Here is a 23623-nt window from a genome sequence, read left to right as displayed (position 1 = left end):
TCCCGGGCGTTCTCGTGGGCGGCTGTCAGCTCCCAGCGGGTCAGCTGTGGCAGCGCCCACCACAGCGCGACGAAGAACGCCGCGGTCGCCGAGCAGATCAGGACGGTGGCGAGCGGGCCCATCAGCACGTCGACGACGAGCAGGACGGCGCCGTTGATCCCCGCGCCCAGCATGGCCAGCCCGGCCAGCGCCATGGTGTTGGCCGCGGCGACCAGCCGGGCGCGGGCGCCCCGGCGGAACATGATCCGGTGGTAGGCCACCGGGCCGATCAGCAGTGCGGACGCGGCGGCGACCACCAGCAGCGTGGCCAGGTAGAGCGCCCGCTGGAAGTCGGTGACCTGGTCCCAGCGCTGGGTGAAGGGGAGGGTCAGCAGGAAGGCGAAGAGGATCTGCACACCGGTCTGCGCCACCCGGATCTCCTGAAGCAGTTCGCTCCAGTTCCGGTCCAGCCGCCTGGCCCGCGGCTCCGGAGCATCCTCCAGCGGGACGTCCTCCCATGGCGCACTGTTCCGCGGGGCACCGTTCCGCGGGGCACTGTTCCGCGGGGCGGCGCCCGGCGGGGCGCTGTCTTGTGGAGGGTCCGGGCGAGGGGGCATCGCCGGCCGTCTAGGTCAGGGGGAGGACGCGGCTGGCGGGCCGCTCCCCCGGGCGGCGGCCCTTCCGCCGGTCCGCCCGGCTGTTTCCGCGGCGGCGCCCCCGGCGGCCTTATCGCTGCTCTTCCCGCCACTGCCGTCGGCGGCGGCCTTCGTCTCGGCGGCCCGCCGGGCGGCGACAAGGCCGTCGAGCAGGCGCGTCCGGTCGGCGTAACGCCGCCGGTAACGGTCCGCCTGCTCCGCGGGCAGCCTGATCAGCCGCGTCGGGTCGCTGTTGTCGGCCATGTCCGCCCGCTTCACGGCGACGGCGAGATCGTCGGCGGCGACCCGGGCAAGGTAGTCCTCCACCGGCTCCCCCGGGCGGTGGCTGAGCGCGTCGACCGCCGCCACGACCGCGGGCGGGTAACCGAGCGCAGCGAGATCGTCCAGGGTGATCGCGGAGTCCTCGACGACGTCGTGGAGCACCGCCGTCATCTGCGCGTGCTCGTGGTCGGCCCCGGCGCCGTCCGCGATGGCGGCAACCGCCCGCATGACCCGCAGCGGATGGCCGATGTACTCCTCGCCGATCTTGTCAAGCTGGCCGGTATGGGCTCGGGTGGCCAGGGCCACCGCGTCGTCCAGGGACGGAGTGTCGGGGACCATTCTGGGCACGCTACGCGCCCGCCGGCCACCTCGCACATCGGTCCCGGGCCGGCGAAACATCTCTCACCAGGCCTTTGATGCTCTCACCAGGCATCAGCTACTTTCCGCGACGACTACTCTCCGCGAAATCGGCGTCTCGGAGTCCAACCGGGTTAGATGGTGGGCTGTGGTCGGCCCAGGCCGCCAGCGGCCCGGATGACGTCGACCACGCTGTCCATGATCTCGGTGAGGCCGTAGTCCTTCGGCGTGTACACCGCGGCGACGCCGAGGGCCTTCAGCCGCTCGGCGTCCGCCGGCGGGATGATGCCGCCGACGACCACTGGCACCTCCCCGACGCCGGCCTCGCGCAGCCCGTCGAGCACCACCGGCACCAGCTCCATGTGCGAGCCGGAGAGCACCGACAGGCCCACGACATGGACGTCCTCCTCCACGGCGGCGGCGACGATCTGCGCGGGTGTGAGCCGGATGCCCTGGTAGACCACTTCGAAACCGGCGTCCCGGGCGCGCACGGCGATCTGTTCGGCGCCGTTGGAGTGCCCGTCGAGGCCGGGTTTGCCGACGAGGAACTTCAGCCGGCGCCCGAGCTCCTTCCCGGTCGCGACGACCCGTTCCCGCACGTCGGTGAGCTGCTGGCCGCCCGCGTGCACCGAGGACGCGGCGGACACCCCGGTGGGGGCCCGGTACTCGCCGAACACCTCCCGCAGGGCACCAGCCCACTCACCGGTGGTGACGCCGACGCGGGCGCAGGCGAGGGTGGCCGGCATCAGGTTCGCGTCGGTCTTCGCCGTGTCCCGCAGGTTCTGCAGGGCCTCGTCGACGGCACGCGCGTCGCGGCCGGCCCGCCAGGCCGCGATGTCGGCGCGGGCGGCCTCCTCCACGGCCGGGTCCACCGTCTGGATGGCCGTGGTCAGGTCGGCGAGCAGCGGGTTCGGCTCGGTGGTGGTGAAGGCGTTGACGCCCACCACCACGTCCTCGCCCGACTCGATGCGCACCCGGCGGGCCGCGTGCGAACGGACGAGCTCGGACTTCATGTAGCCGCTCTCGACCGCGGCGACCGCGCCGCCCATGGCCTGCACCCGGTCGATCTCGGCCTGGGCGGCCTCGGCGAGCTCGGCCACCCGGCGCTCCACGACGACGGAGCCCTCGAACAGGTCGGGGTACTCCAGCAGGTCGGTCTCGTGGGCGAGGATCTGCTGGATGCGCAGGGACCACTGCTGGTCCCAGGGCCGGGGCAGGCCGAGCGCCTCGTTCCAGGCCGGCAGCTGCAGCGCCCGGCAGCGGGCGTCCTTCGACAGTGTCACGCCGAGGGCTTCCAGCACGATCCGGATGACGTTGTTCTCCGGCTGCGCCTCGGTCAGGCCGAGGGAGTTGACCTGGACGCCGTAGCGGAACCGCCGGTGCCGCGGGTCCTCGACGCCGTAGCGGGTCCGCAGCAGGGTGTCCCACAGCCGCGTGAACGCCCGCATCTTGCACAGCTCCTCGACGAAGCGGACGCCGGCGTTGACGAAGAAGGAGATCCGGGCGCACACCTCACCGGTGCGTTCCGCCGGCACCTGCCCGGAGGCGGCCACGGCGTCGAGCACGGCGATGGCCGTGCACATCGAGTAGGCGATCTCCTGGACGGGGGTGGCGCCCGCCTCCTGCAGGTGGTAGCTGCAGATGTTGATCGGGTTCCATCGGGGGATCTCGGTCACCGAGTAGGCGATCATGTCCGTGATCAGCCGCAGCGACGGCGCGGGCGGGAACACGTACGTCCCGCGGGAGAGGTACTCCTTGATGATGTCGTTCTGGGTGGTGCCGGCGAGCGCGGCGACGTCCGCGCCCTGCTCCTGCGCGACGACCTGGTAGAGCGCGAGCAGCCACATGGCCGTCGCGTTGATCGTCATCGAGGTGTTCATCCGGCCCAGCGGGATGTCGTGGAACAGCGCGCGCATGTCGCCGATGTGGGCGATCGGCACGCCGACCTTGCCCACCTCGCCGCGGGCGAGCTCGTGGTCGGGGTCGTAGCCGGTCTGGGTCGGCAGATCGAAGGCGACCGAAAGGCCGGTCTGCCCCTTGGCCAGGTTCCGGCGGTAGAGGGCGTTGGTCTCGGCCGGGCTGGAGTGCCCCGCGTAGGTCCGGATGATCCATGGCCGGTCCCGCTGGGGACGAGCCTGCTCGGAGAGGTCCTGCCGTGCCGCATCCGCCATCGCCGCACCCGTTCCCGAAGGGATTGTCGGACGTCCAGCAGCGTACCGGCGCGGGCCGTCAGCCGCCCGAACAGAGCGGCGGGCGCCCCTGCCACACGGTGAACAGGCCGGTGGGCAGGCCGTCGCAGGCGCTGGGGCCCTGCGCGACCCGCTTCCACGGGCCGTCGCTCGTCCGCTTCCACACCTGCGGGTTCGGCGGGGCCGGGGTGACGCCCGCGACCTGCGCCAGGCCCACGGCCCAGTACTCGTCGGCGGCGCTGTCGACGCCCTCGACGGCCCCGTAGAAGAGCTTTCCCTGCGGTATGACGACGTCGTCGGTGGCCACCCCCGCGACGCCGCCCTCCCGCAGGGCGTACGCGAGGCTCGCGCTGAAGGCCCGTCTGTCCACCGGCCGCACCCGCATCTGGTGGGCCGTGCCCGGCTGCCGGCCGCCCTCCCAGGCGGACGGCTCCAGCGGCGGCCGCACCTCGGCCGGGGGCGCGGCGGTGGGCGCCGGCCGGGGGGCGGGTGTCTTCGCCGGTGCCGTGGCCAGGCCGATGGCCACCCCCAGACCGACCGCGGCGGCGAACGCGCCCGCGATGACCAGCGGGCGGCGCGGGTCAGTGGGCCGGCCACCGCCCGCGCGGTACGCGGGACCATCCGCTGGGTTCAGCCGCTGCGCATCGACGTCGAGCATGTTCCTCCCCGGCCGGCTCCATCATCCCATGGTGCACGGCCACGCCCCGGAACCGGGGCTCCGCGCCGTCCACGCTGGTCGGCCACAGCCCACCACACCGGCCGGCCCGGCGTGCCGGCCGGTCGCCGCGTAGCGGCCGGTCACCGCGGATCAGGCATGACCGACGTGGGATCAGGCATGACCAACATGGAACAGGTCGGCGTCCTCGACCTGGAGGAAACGTCCGAGGCGGTTCGCCGACAGCAGCCGGCCCAGATCGTCGGGTACGTCCACGAGCACCATCGACCGCCCGGAACGCCGGGCCCGCCGTACCCCGCCGAGCAGCACGCCGAGCGCCGCCTGATCGGCGAGCTCCAGACCGGCCACGTTCACCCGCAGCCGCCCCCGGCCGCAGTCGATCGCGGTGTGCAGGCGCATCCGCAGATCACCGACCGTCCGCACGTCGACCCGGCCGTGCAGGCGCACGGTCTGCAGCTCCCTGCCACTGTCGTTGCGAAACGTCACGTTCTTGCCCATCAGGCCTCCCGTCCCCCCGTCCCCCCTGATCCACGCCCTGACCGCTCGGGCATCCGCAGGCACCCGGAGGGTGGTCAGGGCATGCCTGGCGATCAGAGGCTGTCGGACGTGGCCGGCCGCGTAGCCGGCCGACGGTTTCCATGCCCTCCGTTCCGATCCGTGGCGCACCAGCGGCGAAGCGTGTGACGCCTCGTCCGTAATGCCAGTATCCATGGTCGCAGAGTGGCCGTTCAGATGGGCTGATGTGCACGGCGGCGGGCCTGTCACACACCGGGCCACCACAGCGTGACGGGAAGATAAACACGCGATACGAACAACTATAACGCTATGTTTAGCCAAGATTACGCTTACGACTGCGACGCGACCCACGCGCGAACGCCTGCGCACGGCCGGCGGCACTGAGACGATGAAGACCGTCCGGCCCGCCGGCCCGGACAGCCGGGAGGTGACGGTGCCACTGAACAGCCTGCACTACACGATCGGTCCGGCCATCGCCGTCGCCGCCACCGCCGTACTCGTGGCGGTGTGCAGATGGGTCTTCACACCGACCCGGACGCGCGGCAACCCGGACACCCCCTTCCAGCACGCCGACTTCGGCATGCTGGTGCCCGTGGCCACGCTGCGCACACCGTCGGACGCGGACCGGCTGCGCCAGCTCCTGCGCCAGCACGGGATCCGGTCGACCTCGGGCGCGGCCGCGCTCGGCCCGGTCCAGGTGAACACCGACGGGAAGCTGCGACGTCACCACACCCCGGCCTGGCATGTCATGGTGTTTCCCGAGGACTCCCTGCGGGCCCGGGCGGTGGTGGCCGGCACGGAACGAGACTGGGCCTGACCGACGGGACCGAGACGGCCCTCAGCGGTCACCCCGCTCAGTGGCCGTCCCGCTCAGTGGCCGTCCCGCCGTCCCGCCGTGCGGCCGGCTCGCCACGCGGCTCCCGCCGGATGTCCGCGCCGAGCAGGCGCAGCTGCTCGACGAAGGCGGCGTAGCCGCGGTCGATGTGGTGGACCTCGCTGACGCTGGTGGTCCCCTCGGCCACCAGGCCGGCCAGCACGAGCCCGGCACCCGCCCGCACGTCCGAGGCCACCACGTGCGTGCCGACCAGGCGGCCGCCGCGGCGCACCACGACATGGTGGCCGTCGGTGCGCAGTTGCGCGCCGAGCTTGCTCAGCTCGCGGCAGAACACGAAGCGGCTGTCGAAGACGTTCTCGGTGATCAGGGAGACACCCTCGCTGACCGCCTCCAGGGCGATGGTCTGCGGCAGGAGATCCGTCGGGAAGCCCGGGTAGGGCAGGGTCACCACGTCGATCGAACGCGGCGGGCGCTCCGCGGTGACCCGGAAGCCGTCCGGCCGGGTGTCCACGGTGGCGCCGGCCGTCGTCAGCTTGTCGAGCACGATCTCCAGATGGTCGGCGCGGCCGCCCCGGATCATCACGTCGCCGCCGGTCATCAGCGCGCCGATGGCGAACGTGCCGGCGACGATCCGGTCCGCGACGGTGTCGTGCGTGGCCGGCCGCAGCTCGTCGACCCCCTCGATGACCAGCGTGGACGTGCCCGCGCCGTCGAGACGCGCGCCCATGGAGACCAGCATCGCGCACAGATCGGCGATCTCGGGCTCCCGGGCGGCGTTGTCGATCACCGTGGTGCCCTTGGCGAGCACCCCGGCCATCAGCAGGTTCTCGGTGGCGCCGACGCTGGGGAAGTCCAGCCAGATCGACGCCCCCTGCAGCCGGCCGGACGAACGGGCCACCAGGATCCCGGACTCGACGTCCACCATGGCACCGAGCTTGGCCAGCCCGCTGACGTGCATGTCGAGCGCGCGCGCGCCGATGGCGTCCCCGCCGGGAAGCGCCACCCGCGCCTCACCGCACCGGGCGACCAACGGCCCGAGCACCACCACCGACGCCCGGATCCGGCGGACGAGATCGCTGTCGGCCGCGGCGACGGGCCGCTCCGGCACGTCGATCGACAGTGAGCCCCCGACGACGTCCCGCTCGACGGTCGCCCCGAGCGCGCGCAGGACGTCGGCCATGACGGTCACGTCAAGAATGCCGGGTACCGAGCGAAGGGTCGTGCGGCCGTATGCCAGCAGGCTCGCGGCCATCAGCTTGAGCACGGAGTTCTTCGCTCCCGGGACATCCACCTCGCCGACCAGTTGACAGCCGCCCGTGGCGACGAACCGTTCCACAGAAGTCGATGGTAGGGCCTTGTCGGCCGCTGTCCGGGGCCGGCCCACCGGCACGCCAAGGCCAACTCGGCACCCGGCCGGCCCACCCTGCCCGTCCCGCCGGGGCCAGCCCGCCGGCCCGTGAGAAAAGCCCCGCCCGCCCGCGCCCCACCGCGGAAATCCCGTGACCGCCATTCCCGTACCGGGCGTTTTCGCCATGGGGAAAAATTCGTTCAAATACCGATAAAGGACGCGGGATGCCCGCCCGGCGCGGGGACGAACCACCAGCCCGGCATGATCGGATGCCGCTGGTCAGCGGCTCGGAGGGCGGCGCGGAATCCACTCGGCGCGCCCCGCGCCCCTCCCGGAAAACCCGCGGTCACAGCCGCTCGCGCGCCTGCGCAGCGGTGGAGCGCCTACAGTGTGGCGACATGGCCATCCACCTGACCCGGATCTACACGCGGACCGGGGACGACGGCACGACCGCGCTCGGCGACACCTCCCGGGTCCGCAAGACCGACCCGCGGCTGGCCGCGTACGCGGACGTGGACGAGACGAACTCCGCCATCGGCGTGGCGCTGGCCCTCGGCGCCCTGCCCGAGGACGTCCGGGCGGTGCTGGCCCAGGTGCAGAACGACCTGTTCGACCTCGGCGCCGACCTGTGCACGCCGGTCGCGGACAACCCGTCGTTCCCCCCGCTGCGGGTGAGCCAGGCCTACATCGACCGCCTTGAGGAAGCCTGCGACCGGTACAACGAGAACCTGCCCAAGCTGAACTCGTTCATCCTGCCGGGCGGCTCACCCGGCGCGGCCCTGCTGCATGTCGCGCGGACGGTGGCCCGCCGTGCGGAACGCTCGGCCTGGGCCCTGCTGGCGGACGACCCGGACCGCACCAGCCCCCTGCCCGTCCGCTATCTCAACCGCCTTTCCGACCTGCTGTTCATCCTTTCCCGGGTCGCCAACCCCGGCGGCGACGTCCTCTGGCAGCCCGGCGCGGGCCGCTGACAACCCAACAGCCGACAACGCAACAAAGGCCGGTGGTGACGTGGTTGTGGTTCTCCGCGTCGCCACCGGCCTTCTCGCTGCCGCTGGTCCGGGTCAGGTGGTGGGGGCCGACAGGGTCGCGTGCTCGGCGAGAATGCTCACGCCCTGGTCGGTCACGGACAGAAAACCGCCGTCGACGGCGACGGTCAGGGTCTCGCTACCGATTTTGACCCGCACCTCACCGCCCTGGACGAGAACTCCGAGCAACGGGACGTGCCTGGGCAGCACCCCGATCTCACCCTCCGTGGTCCGGGCGATGACCATGTCGGCATCCCCTGACCACACCTCCCGCTCCGGCGAGACGATCGCTACCCGTATCGGCATCGCGCTGCCGTCCTTCCTGCCGTCACATCATTCACGTCAGAGGAGTTCCTTGGCTTTCTTCTCGGCGTCCTCGATACCGCCGCACATGAAGAACGCCTGCTCGGGGAGGTGGTCGTAGTCGCCTTCGGTCAGCTTCTTGAAGGATTTGATCGTGTCCTCGAGCGGGACGAAGGTGCCCGGGATACCGGTGAACTGCTCGGCCACGAAGAACGGCTGCGACAGGAAGCGCTGGATGCGCCGCGCCCGGTTGACGAGAATCTTGTCCTCCTCGGACAGTTCGTCGATACCGAGAATGGCGATGATGTCCTGCAGGTCCTTGTAGCGCTGCAGGATGCGCTGCACCTCGCGGGCGACGTCGTAGTGCTCCTGCCCGAGGTAGCGGGCGTCGAGGATGCGGGAGCTGGAGTCCAGCGGGTCGACGGCGGGGTAGATCCCCAGGTCGGAGATGGCCCGCGAGAGCACCGTGGTGGCGTCGAGGTGGGTGAAGGTGGTGTGCGGCGCCGGGTCGGTGATGTCGTCCGCGGGGACGTAGATCGCCTGGAGCGAGGTGATCGAGTGGCCACGCGTCGAGGTGATCCGCTCCTGCAGGACGCCCATCTCGTCAGCCAGCGTCGGCTGGTAGCCCACCGCGCTCGGCATCCGTCCGAGCAGGGTGGAGACCTCCGAGCCGGCCTGGGTGAACCGGAAGATGTTGTCGATGAACAGCAGCACGTCCTGCTTCTGGACGTCGCGGAAGTACTCCGCCATGGTCAGCGCCGCGAGCGCGATCCGCAGCCGGGTGCCGGGTGGCTCGTCCATCTGGCCGAAGACCAGTGCCGTGTCGTCGATGACGCCGGCCTCGGTCATCTCCAGGAACAGGTCGTTGCCCTCACGGGTGCGCTCCCCCACCCCGGCGAACACCGAGACACCGCTGAACTGCTTGGCAACCCGGTTGATCATTTCCTGGATGACGACCGTCTTGCCCACACCGGCGCCGCCGAACAGGCCGATCTTCCCACCGCGGACGTAGGGCGCCAGCAGGTCGATGACCTTGATCCCGGTCGGGAACATCTCCGTCTTCGACTCGAGCTGGTCGAAGGCGGGCGCCGTGGCGTGGATCGACCGGCGTACGTCGGTGTCGACGCTGGGGACGTCCAGCGGCTCGCCGAGCACGTTGAACACGTGCCCTCGGGTGGCGTTGCCGACAGGGACGGTGATCGGCGAACCGGTGTCCCGGACAGGCGCCCCACGGACCAGACCGTCGGTCTGCTGCATGGAGATCGTCCGTACGGTGTTCTCACCGATGTGCTGCGCGACCTCAAGGGTGAGGGTCGCGGTCTGTCCGTTGATGGTGCGGTCGACGCGCAGCGCGCGGTAGATCTCGGGGATCTCCTCGGGTGCGAACTCCACATCGACGACCGGGCCGATTACACGGGCGACCCGGCCGATCCCAGGGGCCTTGCCCTCCGCCGCGGCGGGCGAGGTGGTGGTGACGGTCATGGCGTCCTCAGTTCCACTTGTGCCCTGCGGCTACCGGCCGTTACCTGAAGGATGCCAGCAGCTTTGGGCGGTTTCACTTGTGCCCCGAAGTCACCGGCCACTCCGTGTGGATGCCCGCAACATCAGGTTTTGTTGATCTTTTTGGTTGTGATGATCGTCGGTGCCGGTGCTTCCCTCGGGACCCGTCCACACGAGAGGCATGGCCGCGCCGCCTTCAAGTTCCGTTGTGCCTCCGGCCGCGCGGCAGACGTCATCGCGCCGCTCCCGGCCAGGCTTCCTCCCCTGGCCTGAAGGCGGTGCGACGAGCAGAGCGTCGCACCGCCTTCAGCCTATGAGGCCTGAGCGAGCGCGTTGGCGCCTCCGACGATCTCCGATATCTCCTGCGTGATCGCGTCCTGGCGGGCGGCGTTGGCCCGCCGGGTGTAGGTCTTGATCAGCTCGCCGGCGTTGTCGGTCGCGGACTTCATCGCCCGCTGCCGCGCCGCCGACTCGGATGCCGCGGATTCCAGCAGGGACGCGTACAGCCGGCTTTCGACGTATCGCGGCAGCAGCGCGTCCAGGACGCCTTCGGCGGACGGCTCGAACTCGTACTGCGGGAGCGGGCCACCGGGCGGGGGCTCGGTGGTCTTCTCCAGCACCAGCGGAAGGATGCGGTGAGCAGCCGGCCGTTGCGTCAGCGTGTTCACGTACTCGGTGAAGACCAGGTGGATCTCGTCCACGCCACCGGCCTCACTCGACGCGACGAACCGCGCGATGAGCGCGTCGGCGACTTCCTTGGCGTTGTCGTAACCGGGCTGCTCGGAGAAGCCGGTGAACTCCCCGGCCAGCTCCCTGCCACGGAACCGGTAGTAGGTGACGGCCTTGCGGCCGACCGCGTACAGGACCGTTTCCTTGCCCTCGGCGCGCAGCAACTCCAGCAGCTCACCGGTGCGACGCAGCACATTGGCGTTGTAGCCGCCGGCGAGGCCACGGTCACTGGTGATCACGAGAACCGCCGCGCGGCGAGCCTCGGCGTGCTCGGTCGTCAGCGGGTGGCGGACCGTGGTCTGCGACGCGACCGCGGAGATCACCCGGGTGATCTCGTCCGCGTACGGCCGGGACGCGGCCACCCTGGCCTTGGCCTTGACGATCCGGGACGCCGCGATGAGCTCCATCGCCCGAGTGATCTTCTTGGTCGACTGCACCGACCGGATGCGGCGCCGGTATTCACGGAGCTGGCCGGCCATGGCTTAGTCCTCGTCCCGCGGCTGCGACCGGTGCACCTTGATCGACTCCTGCTCCACCTCGGAGGGGTCGAGGGTGTCCGGCACCGGATCGTTGATCAGAGGCTGACCGCCGGAGAGCGCGAACTCGGTCTTGAACTTCGCGATCAGACGCTCGAGCGCGGCGAGGGTGTCGTCGTCGAGCTTGCCGGTCTCGCGGATCGTCTTGAACAGCCCCGGCCGGGCCCGGTCGATGAACTCGAGGAACTCGCTCTCGAACCGGCGGATGTCAGCGATCTGCACCTCGTCGAGGTGGCCGGTCGTCCCCGCCCAGATCGAGACGACCTCGCGCTCGACCGAGAACGGCTGGAACTGCGGCTGCTTGAGCAGCTCGACCAGGCGCGCGCCCCGGTCGAGCTGGGCGCGTGACGCCTTGTCCAGGTCGGAGCCGAAGGCCGAGAACGCCTCCAGCTCACGGTACTGGGCAAGGTCGAGACGCAGCCGGCCGGCGACGGACTTCATCGCCTTGACCTGGGCGCTGCCACCCACCCGGGAGACCGAGGTGCCGACGTTGATGGCCGGCCGGACACCCTGGTTGAACAGGTCGGTCTCGAGGAAGATCTGCCCGTCGGTGATGGAGATGACGTTCGTCGGGATGTAGGCGGAGATGTCGTTGCCCTTGGTCTCGATGATCGGCAGACCGGTCAGCGACCCGCCGCCGAGCTCGTTCGAGAGCTTCGCGCAGCGCTCGAGCAGCCGGGAGTGCAGGTAGAAGACGTCGCCGGGGTAGGCCTCACGGCCCGGCGGGCGGCGCAGCAGCAGCGAGATGGCCCGGTAGGCCTCGGCCTGCTTGGACAGGTCGTCGAAGACGATCAGGCCATGCTGGCCGTTGTACATCCAGTGCTGGCCGATCGCGGAACCGGTGTAGGGCGCGAGGTACTTGAAACCGGCCGGCTGGTCGGCGGGAGCGGCGACAATGGTCGTGTAGGCCAGCGCGCCGGTCTCCTCCAGGGTGTTCAGAACGTCCCGGATCGTCGACTTCTTCTGGCCGATTGCCACATAGACGCACTTGACCTGGAGCTTCGGGTCCCCGGTCGCCCAGTTCTCGCGCTGGTTGATGATCGTGTCGAGGGCGACCGAGCTCTTGCCGGTCTGCCGGTCGCCGATGATGAGCTGGCGCTGGCCACGCCCGATGGCGGTCATCGCGTCGATGGCCTTGATGCCGGTCTGCAACGGCTCCTTGACCGGCTGGCGCTGCACGACCGTGGGCGCCTGCAGCTCAAGGGCCCGGGTCTCGGTCGAGACGATCTCCCCGAGGCCGTCGATCGGGCGGCCGAGGGGGTCGACGACCCGGCCGAGGAAGCCGTCCCCGACCGGGACGGAGAGGATCTCGCCGGTGCGGCGGACCTCCTGGCCCTCCTCGATGTGCTCGGACTCACCCAGCAGAACGCAGCCGATCTCGCCCACGTCCAGGTTGAGCGCGAGGCCGAGCACCCCGCCGTGGAACTCCAGCAGCTCGTTGGTCATGGCGTGCGGCAGGCCCTCGACCCGCGCGATGCCGTCGCCCGCGACGACGACCCGGCCGACCTCCTCGCGCTCTCCGGCTGATGCCTGGTAGGAGTCGACGTAGTCCCGGAGGGCGGCGCGGATTTCCTCCGGTCGGATGGAGAGCTCAGTCATCGCTTTGGTCCTTCAACAAATGGTGCGGGCACGTCCCGCAGATCGGGCGGCGAGATCTGGATGTCCACGGGAGCGCCCTACCTCAGCAGTCGCCGGCGTGCGTCGGTGAGGCGGCGCAGGACACTGCCATCGACCACCTCGTCACCGACCCGCACGACGACGCCCCCGAGAACAGCGGGGTCGATGTCCACCTGGAGCTGCACGTCACGGCCAAAATAACGGCTGATCGCCGTCCGCAGCCGGTAGATCTGGTCGCCCGCGAGCGGGACGGCGCTCAGCACCACCGCGACCAGACGGTTACGCCGGGCCGCGGCGATCGTGGTGAGCTGCTCGAGCCTGCGCTCGAGGTCGCCATGGTAACGTTCGGTAACCGCACGCTGGATGAGCCGGACGGTCACGGGGTGGGCCTTGCCGTCCAGCAGCCTGGCCACCAGCGCCTGCTTGGCCGATGCCGGGGCGGCCGGGGCGCTCAGCGCCAGCGACAGCTCCGGCGTCCGGTTGAGCAGCCGGCCGAAGCGGAACAGCTCGTCCTCGACGTCGTCCAGGACGTTGTTGCGCTGCGCCTGCGCGAGCAGGACCTCGACGGCGAGCTCGGCCAACGCCTGCTGGAGGTCCAGCGGCCGAGCCCAGCGCCCGGCCGCCGCGACCTGCACGATCTCCAGTGCCGTTGGCGAGATCTTCGAGCCGAACAGCCTGGCCGCGAGCTCGGAACGGGCCGATCCGGGCATGCCCGGATCGGTCAGCGCGCGGCGGACGACCAGCTCGCGGTCGAGCAGGTCCACCACCCCGTCGAGGTCGTCCGCGAGCCGGGCGAGGTTGGGGGCGGGCCGCGAGCCGGTCGCGGTACCCGGCGGCGGGAGCGCGGTCAGCTCGTCGAGCCGAGCCCGCGCCACCGCCAGTGAACGACGGCTGGATCCGTCCACGGCTCAGCCTCCCGGGCCGGCCGGCGCCGGGACCGTCGTGCCGTCCGCCGGATGCTCCAGCCCGGCGATGAAGTCGTCGATGAGCTGCCGCTGACGGTCGTCCCGCTGCAGCTCGTGACCGACGATCTTGGTGGCGAGCTCAAGTGCGATCTCGCCGATCTCGCGCCGGATCTGGGCGACGACCTGGGCCCGCTCGGCGGCGAGCTGTGCCTCGCCACGGGCCTTGATCTCGGCGACCTCCTCGCCGGCCTGCGCGCGCAGCGAGTCGAGAATTTGCTGCCCCTGCTCACGGGCGTCCTGGCGGATGCGCCCCGCCTCGTCCTGGGCCTCGGCGAGCTGCCGGCGGTAGGACAGCAGCAGGTCCTCGGCATCCCGCTGGGTGCGCTCGGCGCGTGCCAGGCTGCCCTCGATACGGTCGCTGCGCTCGGCGTAGGTCCGCTTGATCTGCGGGTAGACCTTCCAGAAGAAGAAGGCCACCAGCAGGCCGAAGGCCAGGGTGCCGATGAGCAGCTCGTTCAGCGGCGGGACGAGGACGTTCTCGTCCGAGTGCCCGGCGCCCTCCTCGGCCGCGAGCAGCAGTGTCGTGATAGCCACGGTGTCTCCCCCGGCTTAGGGGAAGACGAACGGGACGACGAAACCGATCAGGGCGAGTGCTTCCGCAAGCGCGAATCCGATGATCATGTAACGGAAAGCGACCTGCTCGGCTTCTGGCTGCCGGGCGATGGCCTGTACGCCCAGCCCGAAGATAAGGCCGATACCGATGCCCGGCCCGATGGCCGCGAGGCCGTAGGCCACCGCGCCGAGAGAGCCGCTCACCTGGTCGGCAGCAGCAAGCACCACAGTGGTGTCTGCCATGTCATTATTCCTTTTCCAGTCGGGCACCGCGACCTGCCGCGGTGCTGATCGGGGTGTCCGAACCTTATGCGTGTGCCGCGGCGGACGCGCCGCTGACGGCGGGCACCTGGTCGGCCGGGTGCGAGCTGTCGTGCTCGTCCCCGTGCTCCTCAAGCGCGCCGCCGATGAAGGCGGCCGTGAGAATCGTGATGATGTACGCCTGCAGGAAGTCAATGATGAGCTCGAAGCCGGTCAGCACGATCGTCATGAGCAACGAGGCGACACCGAAGACGAAAGGTGGCTTCGGCAGCAGGTACTCCGCGCCGAGCGAGAACACCAGCAACAGGATGTGGCCGGCGAACATGTTCGCGAACAACCGGACCGCCAGCGTGAACGGGCGTACGACCAAGGTCGACAGCAGCTCGATCGGCCCGAGCAGCAGCTTGACCGGGAAGGGTGCCGACGGCGCCGGATTGACCATGTGGCCGAAATACGCCCGGGCGCCGGCGGTCCTGATACCGGCGTGGTTGAACAGCACGTAGGTGATGGCGGAGAGAACGATCGGAACCGCTATCCGCGAGGTCGGCGGGAACTGGGCGCCGGGGATGATCGCAAGCACATTGGAGATCAGCACGAAGCTGAACAGCACCACCAGGTAGGGCGTGTATGTCCGCCCCTTCTCCCCGATGACGTCCCGGGCGATCGAGATGTCGATGAAGTCGTAGATGGACTCACAGACGTTCTGCAGCCCGCGTGGCACAACCGTCGCGCGCCGGAAACCCAGCCAGAAGACCACACCGACGACGAGCGCGGCGAAGATCCCCAGAGCGGTCCCCTTGTTCAGGTAGAAGTCGACCGGCCCGAGATCGACGTCGAACCAGTGGGGTGTCTGGAACACCTCCTTGGTCGGGCCGTGGAAGCCCTCGTCCGCGAGGACCGGGGGGACCGGCACGACGTACACCTCCAAGATCGAAATACACTCTCACCAGCGGAAAAGAGACGCAGCCGTACCGGCGGCGGTATGGGCTCACCCTATCTGGTCCAAGCGGACAGCCATGCCCGGCGCGGGTCGCATCCCACTCGGGCACCTGGCATACCAGACATGACGATCACCGGACGCAGCCAGCCGCCAGGCACGACCATCTATCGATACCCTATGATCATGAACTGACAGGACCGCCAAGAGATACGACTCACACCGGATGTCAGCAAGCCAACACTCGACACTGGCGATACTATCCACACCCCGGCGCCATCGGCATCAAGTCCGGGCCGAGCAGAGGTTGCTCACTCGCCCGTTCACACAAACGGCACCCGAACGTTTCCTGTCGGCGCCCCAGGATGGACGCTACGGATCCATGTGATCACACAGCGCAGCAGTCCGCGCCTGCCCGGCGGGCCAAAGGACTATCGATCATGACCGGTGTACACCCGGGAAGCATCCGCACCGCCGGGCCCGGGGTCACTGGCGCCGCATCGCCCGATAGATCACAAGATAGATCGAGGCCCCCATCCCGACGACAACGCCCACCGGCAGGAAGACCGTGCCGATACCGGTGACACGGTCGATCCCGTAGCCGACCAGCCCCCAGAAGCCGGTACCGGCGAGCAGCGTGCCGAACGCGCTCCACATCTCGCCGGAGATCAGGCCGGGCCGGTACGGACGACGCGGCCCACCACCCGCGCCGGAGCTGTTTCCGGCGTCCCCGGGGGTGTGTTCGGCGTCGCTCACGTATTCAGGGTGTCACGTGGGGAGTCGCCCTGCCCGCGGAAGGTGTCCGGGTCGTAGAACGGGACCCGGGTGTGGGTGGCCACCCACAGCTCGGCACCGACCCAGCCGAGAACACCCACCAGGACGGCCCAGGAGAAGGCGATCAGGTCGACGTCCTCGGAGCCCTCCAGAGCCACCAGCAGAACACCCAGAATAATGACCTTTAGCAGATAGGTGCCCAGCGCCGCGGGCAGCACCATCGCCCGCATCCGGCGGGCGACAACGCTTATCGCGACCTTGCTCGCCGTGAAGAACAACCCGACAAGAGCAAGACCGGCGGCGACGGCGGCGAGCCCGTCCGCGCCACGGGCGAAGCCGGCGACCGGCAGCGCCGGGACCGCGACAGCGGCGAGCACCAGCAGACCGGTTCTGATCGTCCGTCCAGCGGCGGTGATCATGCGCGCCGCGCGGATCGTTGACCGGCCAGCAACAGCACCAGCAGCCCCGCGAGACCAAGGCCCACAACGGTGGCGAGGATCGGCAGCGGCTGCCGGGCAAAGGACGCGGCGACCCCGCCGAAACCGAGCAGCGCCGCCCAGAAGTACATGATGAGCACGGCCCGGACGTGGGATTTCCCGATTTCCAGCATCCGGTGGTGCAGATGCATCTTGTCCGGGGCGAACGGGGACCGGCCGGCCCTGGTCCGGCGGACCACCGCCAGCCCCAGGTCGATGAAGGGCACTGCGAGCACCGCCAACGGGATGGCCAACGGGATCAGGGACGGCAGGGAGCGGGACGGCCCAGCATATCCGCCATAGGCCACCTGGCCCGTCACCGAGATCATGGAGGCGGCGGAGAGCAGGCCGACCAGCATCGAGCCGGAGTCCCCCATGAACAGCCGCGCCGGGTTGAAGTTGTGCGGCAGGAAGCCGACGCACACACCGGCGGTGACGGCGGCCAGCAGCGCGGCCGGCGCGGCCCGGGAGAAGTGGTTGATAACGGCGACCTCGTAGGCGAAGTAGAACGTGGCGCCCGCCGCGATGGCCGCGACCCCGGCGGCAAGACCGTCCAGCCCGTCGATGAAGTTCATGGCGTTGACCAGGATCACCGTGGCGAGGATCGACAGCGGCACGGCCGTCTCCGGCCCGAGGCTGAAGGTCGTGTCACTGTCCGGGTTCACCGCGAAGGACCACTGGATGCCCAGCAGCACCATCACCCCGGCAGCCACGACCTGGCCCGCGAGCTTCGTCACCGGATCCAGCGGCCACCGGTCGTCCACCACGCCGAGCAGGCAGATCAGCGCGCCGGCGACCAGCACCGCGTGCGGCTCGGCCCAGTCCGCGGAGACCGCGGAGAGGAACGGGAGCTGGTCGGCGACGAGCAGCCCGGCGGCCAGCCCGGCGAGCATGGCCAGGCCGCCCAGCCGTGGCGTCGGCACGGCATGGACGTCACGGTCCCGGACACCGGCGACCGCGCCGATCCGGACCGCGAAGCACCGCGCGGCCGGCGTGCACAAAAATGTGATCGCCGCCGACACGGCGAAGACGAGCAGATACTCCCGCAATCTTCTGACGCACCCGCTTCTTACCGAGGGTAGACGGGGTGCCGGGCCGTCAGGGCGGTGACGCTGGCGGCCACGTCGGCGGCCGAGCCGGGGTCGCCGATGACACGGGCGATGAGCGCGGCGATGTCCTTCATCTCGCCCTCCTTCATGCCCTGGGTGGTCACCGCCGGGGTACCCACCCGGATCCCGGAGGAGACCGCGGGGGGCTGTGGGTCGTACGGGATCGCGTTCTTGTTCAGCGTGATGCGGGCGGCGTCGCAGCGGGCCTCCGCCTCCTTGCCGGTGACCCCGAGCGCGCGCAGGTCGAGCAGGGCGAGGTGGGTGTCGGTGCCGCCGGCGACCGGGCGCACCCCTTCGGCGGCGAGCGCGTCCGCGAGCGCCTGGGCGTTACGGATCACCTGCTGGGCGTAGTCCTGGTAGGCGGGGGTCGCGGCCTCCCGCAGGGCGACCGCCTTGGCCGCGACCGCATGCATGAGCGGGCCGCCCTGGCTGAAGGGGAAGACCGCCTTGTCGATGCGCTGGGCGAGCTCCTCCCGGCAGAGGATCATCCCGCCCCGCGGGCCGCGCAGCACCTTGTGGGTGGTGAAGCTGACGACGTCGGCGTAGGGCACCGGGCTCGGGATGGCCCCGCCCGCGACCAGGCCGATGAAGTGGGCGGCGTCCACCATCAGCCAGGCCCCGACCTCGTCCGCGATCGACCGGAAGGCGGCGAAGTCGATCAGCCGCGGGTAGGCGGTGGCGCCACAGATGATCATTTTGGGCTGGTGCTGGCGGGCGAGGTCGCGCACCTCGTCGTAGTCGATCAGCTCGGTGTCCTCGCGCACCCCGTACGCGGCGACGTTGAACCACTTGCCGCTGAAGTTGACCCGGCTACCGTGGGTGAGGTGACCGCCGTGCGGAAGGGACATCGCCAACACGGTGTCACCAGGCACCAGCAGCGCCGCGTACACCGCGAAGTTGGCCTGCGCCCCCGAATGCGGCTGCAGGTTGGCGTGCTCGGCGCCGAAGAGCTCCTTCGCCCGGGCGATACCGATCTCCTCCGCGCGGTCCACGACCTGGCATCCGCCGTAGTAGCGGCGGCCGGGGTATCCCTCGGCGTACTTGTTCGACAACGTCGACCCGAGGGCCGCCAGCACCGCCGGCGAGGTGAAGTTCTCGCTGGCGATGAGCTGGAGCCCGCCTCGCAGCCGGTCCAGTTCGTCCAGGAGGACACCGGCGATCTCGGGATCCTCGGCGTGGAGCTGGTCGAAGTCCGGGCCCCAGAACGGGGTGCTCATAAGCTGCCTCTCCTGCTGTGTCGGTTCACTGTGCTGCGTCAGTCCACCGCGGCGGGTACCCGAAGTGATGGGACGATCGCGCGCAGCGCCGCCAGGCCGACGGCGCCGACCCGCAGAACCCGCGGGACGTCATCGGTGCAGTCGACGATCGTCGAGGCGACGCCGAGCGCGCAGGGCCCGCCGTCCAGGTACACCTCGACGGAGTCGCCGAGCTGGGCGAGCGCGTCGTCGGCCGTGGTCGCCGGCGGCCGGCCGCTGATGTTGGCGCTGGACACCGCCATCGGGCCGGTCCGGCCGAGCAGCTCGATCGCCACCGGGTGCAGCGGCATCCGTACCGCGACCGTGCCCCGGGCGTCACCGAGATCCCAGGTCAGCGACGGCGCGTGCCGCACGATCAGGGTGAGCCCACCCGGCCAGAACGCCCGCACCAGGTCACGGACCTGCTGGGTCACCCGCTCCACCAGGCCGTCGAGGGTGCGCCACGAACCGATCAGCACGGGCACGGGCATCTCCGGCCCGCGGCCCTTGGCCGTGAGCAGGGCCTGGACCGCGACCTGGTCGAAGGCGTCGGCCCCGATGCCGTACAGCGTGTCGGTGGGTAACACCACCAGGCCGCCGTGCCGGACCGCGCGGGTGGCCGCCTCCAGGCCGCTCCCCCGTGTCTCGGGGTCCGTGCAGTCGTAGCGTCTGCTCACCGCTCCTCCCCTGCTGTCCCCTGGGCCGGGCCCGGCTTACTGCGGGCCCGGCGGGTCGCCGTGACGAACCGGTCCCGTCCGGTCAGGTCCTGATGGTCGTGGGCATCATCCCAGTGACCGTGCGCCCGCAGCAGGGCAGGGGCCGCCGAGCCGTGCCGGTCGGCATGCTCGATCACCAGCCGGCCACCGTCACGGAGCAGTTCGGCCGCCACCGCCGCGACGGCGCGCACGCCGGCCAGGCCGTCCGGCCCGGCCCACAGGGCGGCCGGCGGGTCGTGATCGTCGACCTCCGGCTCGAGCGTGCCCCGCTCGTCGTCGCCCAGGTACGGCGGGTTGCTCACCACCAGGTCGACCCGGCCGAGCAGGTCCGCCAGCACGTCGGTGACGGCCGGGACGCTCCGGACGCCCGGGACGCCCGGGGCGTCCGACGGGCCGGGCCGGGACGCGGCACCGCCGGACAGGTCGATCCCCACGTCGGCGTGGTGCACGGCCAGCACTCTTCCGGTGAGCACGACGTTACGCTTCGCCCACAGCAGCGCGTCCGGGTCGCTGTCGACGGCGTGCACCCGCGCGCCCGGCAGCTCGTCGGCGAGCGCGAGGGCGATCGCGCCGGAGCCGGTGCACAGGTCCACGCAGACCGGCCTGTCCCAGCCGGCCGCGCGGACGGTGTCGATGGCCTGGCCGACCACCGTCTCGGTCTCCGGCCGGGGCACGAACACACCCGGGCCGACGGCCAGGGTCAGATAGCGGAACCCGACCGTGCCCACCAGGTGCTGCAACGGCACCCTGGCGGCCCGGCGGGCCACCAGGTCGTGGAAGAGGCCGCGCTCGGCCGGGGTCATCGTGGCCGTCAGCGCCAGCCGCCAGCGGGGCTCGCCGGTGACGTGGGCGGCAAGCTGCTCCGCGTCCGCCCGGGGGCTGGCCACCCCGGCCGCGGACAGTACCGCGGCCGCCGCGTCGATCTCGGCCCGTGGGTCCGGGCCGGGCTCGGCGCCCGGGTGCGGGCCCGGCGGGTACGAGGCGCGCGAGGTGCGTGAGGTGTACGGGGCGTGAGGAGGGTGCGCCGCAGGTGTCTGTGCCCGAGCACCGGGCCGGGCCGGGCCGGGCGCGGCGGAGGTCACGTCGCCACCCCGACCGACAGCCTGGCCTGGAGGTCCGCCGCGACCAGCGCGTTGAGGACGTCGTCGAGCTCACCGTCGAGCACCTGGTCGAGGTTGTACGCCTTGTAACCGACCCGGTGGTCGCTGATCCGGTTCTCGGCGAAGTTGTAGGTACGGACGCGCTCGGAGCGGTCCACCGTGCGGACCTGGCTCGCCCGCGCCGCCGACGCCTCGGCCTGCGCCCGCTCACGGGCCGCCGACAGCAGCCGGGCCCGCAGGATGCGCAGGGCCGACTCCTTGTTCTGCAGCTGGCTCTTCTCGTTCTGGCAGGACACCACCAGCCCGCTGGGCAGGTGGGTGATCCGCACCGCCGAGTCCGTCGTGTTGACGCTCTGCCCACCGGGGCCGGAGGAGCGGTACACGTCGATCCGCAGGTCGTTGGGGTCGATGTCGACCTCGACCTCCGCCGCCTCGGGCAGCACCAGGACGCCGGCCGCCGAGGTGTGGACGCGCCCGGCCGACTCGGTGACCGGCACCCGCTGCACCCGGTGGACCCCGCCTTCGAAGCGCAGCCGCCCGAAGACTCCCTCGGAGCCCCCCCGGCCGGCCTTCACCGCCACGCTCACGTCCCGGTAGCCGCCGAGGTCGCTGGGGTTCGCGTCAAGGATCTCGGTCCGCCAGCCGCGGCGTTCGGCGTAGCGCAGGTACATCCGCAGCAGGTCGCCGGCGAACAGGGCCGACTCCTCACCGCCGGCGCCCGCCTTGATCTCCAGGATCGCGTCCCGGGCGTCGTCCGGGTCGGTGGGCACCAGATGGGCGCGCAGTCTGTTACGCAGTGTCTCCTGCTCGGCCTCCAGTTCCGCGACCTCCGCGCGGAACGAGGCGTCCTCGGCGGCGAGCTCGCGGGCCGTCGCCAGATCCGCGGCCACCCGGTCCAGCTCGCGGGCGGTCTCCACCGCCGGGGTCAGTTCCGCGTATCGGCGGCCGAGGCTGCGGGCCAGCGCCGGGTCGGCGTGTACCGACGGGTCGGCGAGCCGGCTCTCCAGCTCGGCGTGCTCGGTGAGCAGAGCGTCGAGCGGAGTGGTCATTTCGGGCGTCTCCTGGTTCTGGGGCGTTCGATCGGCGAGCGGCGCCGGGCGTCACGGGCCGGACAGCGCTGTTCCCGGGTGCTCTCAACGTCGAACTGTAAGCGTGGCTGGGCCGAGCCGCAGCCGGGACGGAACGCGCCCGTGCCATCACCGGTATGGCACGGGCGCGCGCTGTCCGGCCTCCGCGGCGTGCCGTCTGGCCGCCCGCCTGGCCGCGGAGTGCTATTTGGCCGTCGTGCCCGGCTTGTCACCGGGACGGCGGCGGCCGAAACGCCGTTCGAACTTCTCGACCCGGCCACCGACATCGAGAATCTTCTGCTTGCCGGTGTAGAACGGGTGGCACTGGGAGCAGACCTCCGCGTGGATCACACCGTCCGACTTGGTGCTACGGGTCGTGAACGTGGAGCCACAGGTACAGATGACCGTGGTCTCGTGGTACGTCGGGTGAATGTCAGCCCTCATGATCCTTCTTCCCGAAATGGCCGCCGGGTCGCCCTGTCCCCTGAACGAGGGCGTGAACCGGTGCCGGGTGTCGACACTCCAGTCTGCCAGAGCCGGGCGCGCCCTCGGGGCGGGCATCCCGCGGGGGTGTCACAGGGACCCTGGACGGTCCGCCTCGGCTCAGGTCCTGGCCCGGCTCAGTCCTGGCCCGGGGTGGTCTTCGCGATCTGCATCAGGAACTCGTAGTTCGTCCGCGTCTGCTTCAGCCTGTCCAGCAGAAGGTCCAGCGCCTGCTGGGACTCCAGGGTGTGCAGGACCCGACGCAGCTTGTGCATGATCACCAACTCGTCGGGTGCGAGGAGGATCTCCTCCCGACGGGTTCCGGAGGGGTTGACGTCGATCGCGGGGAAGACCCGCTTGTCAGCGATCTTACGGTCGAGCTTGAGCTCGGCGTTGCCAGTGCCCTTGAACTCCTCGAAGATCACTGTGTCCATCGTCGAGCCCGTCTCCACCAGCGCCGTGGCGATGATGGTCAACGAGCCGCCGTTCTCGATGTTCCGGGCGGCGCCGAGGAAGCGCTTCGGCGGGTAGAGCGCGGTGGAGTCCACACCACCGGAGAGAATCCGGCCGGATGCCGGCGCGGCCAGGTTGTACGCCCGGCCGAGACGGGTGATCGAGTCGAGCAGGACGACGACGTCCTCACCCAGTTCCACCAGCCGCTTGGCCCGCTCGATGGACAGTTCGGCGACGCTGGTGTGGTCGGACGGCGGCCGGTCGAACGTCGAGGCGATCACCTCGCCCTTGACCGACCGCTGCATGTCGGTCACCTCTTCGGGACGCTCGTCGACGAGGACGACCATCAGGTGGCATTCCGGGTTGTTCGTGGTGATCGCGTTCGCGATGGCCTGGAGCACCATCGTCTTGCCCGCCTTGGGCGGGCTGACGATCAGCGCGCGCTGGCCCTTGCCGAGCGGCATCACCAGGTCGATGACCCGGGTCGTCAGCAGCTGCGGCTCGGTCTCCAGGCGCAGCCGCTCCTGCGGGTAGAGCGGGGTGAGCTTGGTGAACTCGGGACGGCCGCGCGCCTCCTCCGGCTCCAGGCCGTTGACCGTGTCCAGCCGGACCAGCGCGTTGTACTTGTCCCGCCGCTGCTCGCCCTCCTGCGGCGCCCGGACCACCCCGGTGATCGCGTCACCGCGGCGCAGACCGTGCCGGCGGACCTGGGCCAGGCTCACGTAGACGTCGGTCGGGCCGGTCAGGTAGCCGCTGGTACGCACGAACGCGTAGTTGTCGAGGACGTCGAGGATGCCGGCGACCGGCACAAGCACGTCGTCCTCGCGGACCACCGGCTCCGACTCGGTGAAGCCGCCCTGGCGGCCACGGTTACGGCCACGCTCCCGGAAGCGGCCGCGGTTGCGCCGGTTCCCTCCAGCGAAGTCGTCGTCGCGGCTCGTCTCGCCCCGGTCGGGCTGGGCCCG

The 23623-nt window shown here is 70.7% G+C and carries 25 protein-coding genes; 2 read left to right on the top strand and 23 right to left on the bottom strand.

The features are described from left to right. The 5 genes from NBW84_RS02480 to NBW84_RS02460 form a co-directional block, all read right to left on the bottom strand. Positions 1-410 (bottom strand): DUF6328 family protein (locus NBW84_RS02480; protein WP_250281301.1); only part of this gene is annotated, 410 nt, incomplete at its 3' end. A 201-nt stretch (positions 411-611) separates the two neighbouring features. Then, a complete protein-coding gene (locus NBW84_RS02475) occupies positions 612-1235 on the bottom strand; it encodes an HD domain-containing protein (RefSeq protein WP_250281326.1) in 624 nt (207 codons plus the stop codon). Positions 1236-1387: 152 nt separating this feature from the next. Beyond that, entirely contained in the window at positions 1388-3424 is a 2037-nt protein-coding gene (locus tag NBW84_RS02470) for a protein meaA (protein ID WP_250281300.1), read from the bottom strand. A 58-nt stretch (positions 3425-3482) separates the two neighbouring features. Next, a complete protein-coding gene (locus NBW84_RS02465; RefSeq protein WP_250281298.1) occupies positions 3483-4100 on the bottom strand; it encodes a hypothetical protein in 618 nt (205 codons plus the stop codon). 171 nt (positions 4101-4271) lie between these two features. Then, entirely contained in the window at positions 4272-4616 is a 345-nt protein-coding gene (locus NBW84_RS02460; RefSeq protein ID WP_250281297.1) for an STAS domain-containing protein, read from the bottom strand. A gap of 406 nt (positions 4617-5022) precedes the next feature. On the opposite strand from NBW84_RS02460, the gene NBW84_RS02455 reads away from it, so the two are divergent. After that, on the top strand, positions 5023-5451 hold the full coding sequence (locus tag NBW84_RS02455) for a hypothetical protein (RefSeq protein WP_250281296.1): 429 nt from the start codon (positions 5023-5025) through the stop codon (positions 5449-5451). A 37-nt stretch (positions 5452-5488) separates the two neighbouring features. On the opposite strand, the gene murA is transcribed toward NBW84_RS02455, so the two are convergent. Beyond that, positions 5489-6805 carry a UDP-N-acetylglucosamine 1-carboxyvinyltransferase gene (murA, locus tag NBW84_RS02450; RefSeq protein WP_250281295.1) on the bottom strand — a complete coding sequence of 439 codons (1317 nt, stop codon included), beginning with the start codon at positions 6803-6805 and terminating at the stop codon, positions 5489-5491. 410 nt (positions 6806-7215) lie between these two features. Here murA and NBW84_RS02445 point away from each other — a divergent pair, with 410 nt between their 5' ends. After that, positions 7216-7788 (top strand): cob(I)yrinic acid a,c-diamide adenosyltransferase, encoded by a 573-nt coding sequence (locus NBW84_RS02445; protein ID WP_250281292.1) that lies wholly within the window; start codon positions 7216-7218, stop codon positions 7786-7788. Positions 7789-7881: 93 nt separating this feature from the next. On the opposite strand, the gene NBW84_RS02440 is transcribed toward NBW84_RS02445, so the two are convergent. The 17 genes from NBW84_RS02440 to rho all read right to left on the bottom strand — a co-directional run. Beyond that, positions 7882-8151: a F0F1 ATP synthase subunit epsilon gene (locus tag NBW84_RS02440; protein ID WP_250281291.1), complete on the bottom strand. Its 270-nt coding sequence runs from the start codon at positions 8149-8151 to the stop codon at positions 7882-7884. Positions 8152-8187: 36 nt separating this feature from the next. Continuing rightward, positions 8188-9630, bottom strand: a complete 1443-nt coding sequence (gene atpD / locus NBW84_RS02435) for a F0F1 ATP synthase subunit beta (protein WP_250281289.1) — start codon at positions 9628-9630, stop codon at positions 8188-8190. A gap of 329 nt (positions 9631-9959) precedes the next feature. Beyond that, a complete protein-coding gene (locus NBW84_RS02430; protein WP_250281287.1) occupies positions 9960-10856 on the bottom strand; it encodes a F0F1 ATP synthase subunit gamma in 897 nt (298 codons plus the stop codon). Positions 10857-10859: 3 nt separating this feature from the next. Next, positions 10860-12512, bottom strand: coding sequence for a F0F1 ATP synthase subunit alpha (gene atpA, locus NBW84_RS02425; protein ID WP_250281285.1), 1653 nt, complete (start codon positions 12510-12512; stop codon positions 10860-10862). A 77-nt stretch (positions 12513-12589) separates the two neighbouring features. Further along, the gene (locus NBW84_RS02420) at positions 12590-13435 is read right to left on the bottom strand and encodes a F0F1 ATP synthase subunit delta (protein WP_250281283.1); all 846 of its coding nucleotides are present in this window, start codon (positions 13433-13435) and stop codon (positions 12590-12592) included. Between the two features lie 3 nt (positions 13436-13438). Then, positions 13439-14029: a F0F1 ATP synthase subunit B gene (locus NBW84_RS02415; protein WP_250281281.1), complete on the bottom strand. Its 591-nt coding sequence runs from the start codon at positions 14027-14029 to the stop codon at positions 13439-13441. 15 nt (positions 14030-14044) lie between these two features. Continuing rightward, complete coding sequence (locus NBW84_RS02410; protein ID WP_250281278.1) at positions 14045-14290, bottom strand: F0F1 ATP synthase subunit C; 246 nt, start codon at positions 14288-14290, stop codon at positions 14045-14047. 64 nt (positions 14291-14354) lie between these two features. Then, entirely contained in the window at positions 14355-15221 is an 867-nt protein-coding gene (atpB, locus tag NBW84_RS02405) for a F0F1 ATP synthase subunit A (RefSeq protein WP_250281276.1), read from the bottom strand. Between the two features lie 510 nt (positions 15222-15731). Next, a complete protein-coding gene (locus tag NBW84_RS02400) occupies positions 15732-16001 on the bottom strand; it encodes an AtpZ/AtpI family protein (protein ID WP_250281274.1) in 270 nt (89 codons plus the stop codon). Then, positions 15998-16438: a hypothetical protein gene (locus tag NBW84_RS02395; protein WP_250281273.1), complete on the bottom strand. Its 441-nt coding sequence runs from the start codon at positions 16436-16438 to the stop codon at positions 15998-16000. The genes NBW84_RS02400 and NBW84_RS02395 overlap by 4 nt, the downstream gene beginning before the upstream one ends. Beyond that, a complete protein-coding gene (locus tag NBW84_RS02390; RefSeq protein WP_250281270.1) occupies positions 16435-17544 on the bottom strand; it encodes an MraY family glycosyltransferase in 1110 nt (369 codons plus the stop codon). The genes NBW84_RS02395 and NBW84_RS02390 overlap by 4 nt, the downstream gene beginning before the upstream one ends. A 20-nt stretch (positions 17545-17564) precedes the next feature. Continuing rightward, on the bottom strand, positions 17565-18821 hold the full coding sequence (glyA, locus tag NBW84_RS02385) for a serine hydroxymethyltransferase (protein WP_250281268.1): 1257 nt from the start codon (positions 18819-18821) through the stop codon (positions 17565-17567). Between the two features lie 38 nt (positions 18822-18859). After that, the gene (locus tag NBW84_RS02380) at positions 18860-19516 is read right to left on the bottom strand and encodes an L-threonylcarbamoyladenylate synthase (protein ID WP_250281267.1); all 657 of its coding nucleotides are present in this window, start codon (positions 19514-19516) and stop codon (positions 18860-18862) included. Then, on the bottom strand, positions 19513-20637 hold the full coding sequence (gene prmC, locus NBW84_RS02375) for a peptide chain release factor N(5)-glutamine methyltransferase (protein WP_250281265.1): 1125 nt from the start codon (positions 20635-20637) through the stop codon (positions 19513-19515). Before prmC ends, NBW84_RS02380 begins: the two co-directional genes overlap by 4 nt. Further along, positions 20634-21704 carry a peptide chain release factor 1 gene (gene prfA, locus NBW84_RS02370; protein WP_250281263.1) on the bottom strand — a complete coding sequence of 357 codons (1071 nt, stop codon included), beginning with the start codon at positions 21702-21704 and terminating at the stop codon, positions 20634-20636. Before prfA ends, prmC begins: the two co-directional genes overlap by 4 nt. Positions 21705-21926: 222 nt before the next feature. Beyond that, complete coding sequence (gene rpmE, locus NBW84_RS02365) at positions 21927-22166, bottom strand: 50S ribosomal protein L31 (protein ID WP_250281262.1); 240 nt, start codon at positions 22164-22166, stop codon at positions 21927-21929. 176 nt (positions 22167-22342) lie between these two features. Beyond that, positions 22343-23623 (bottom strand): transcription termination factor Rho (rho, locus tag NBW84_RS02360; RefSeq protein ID WP_250281260.1); only part of this gene is annotated, 1281 nt, incomplete at its 5' end.

It is taken from the genome of Protofrankia sp. CiP1_Cm_nod2 (assembly GCF_920664355.1).
Lineage (GTDB): Bacteria > Actinomycetota > Actinomycetes > Frankiales > Frankiaceae > Protofrankia.
The sequence above is the reverse complement of the archived record's forward strand: the minus strand, read 5'-3'. Positions and strand labels throughout refer to the sequence as shown.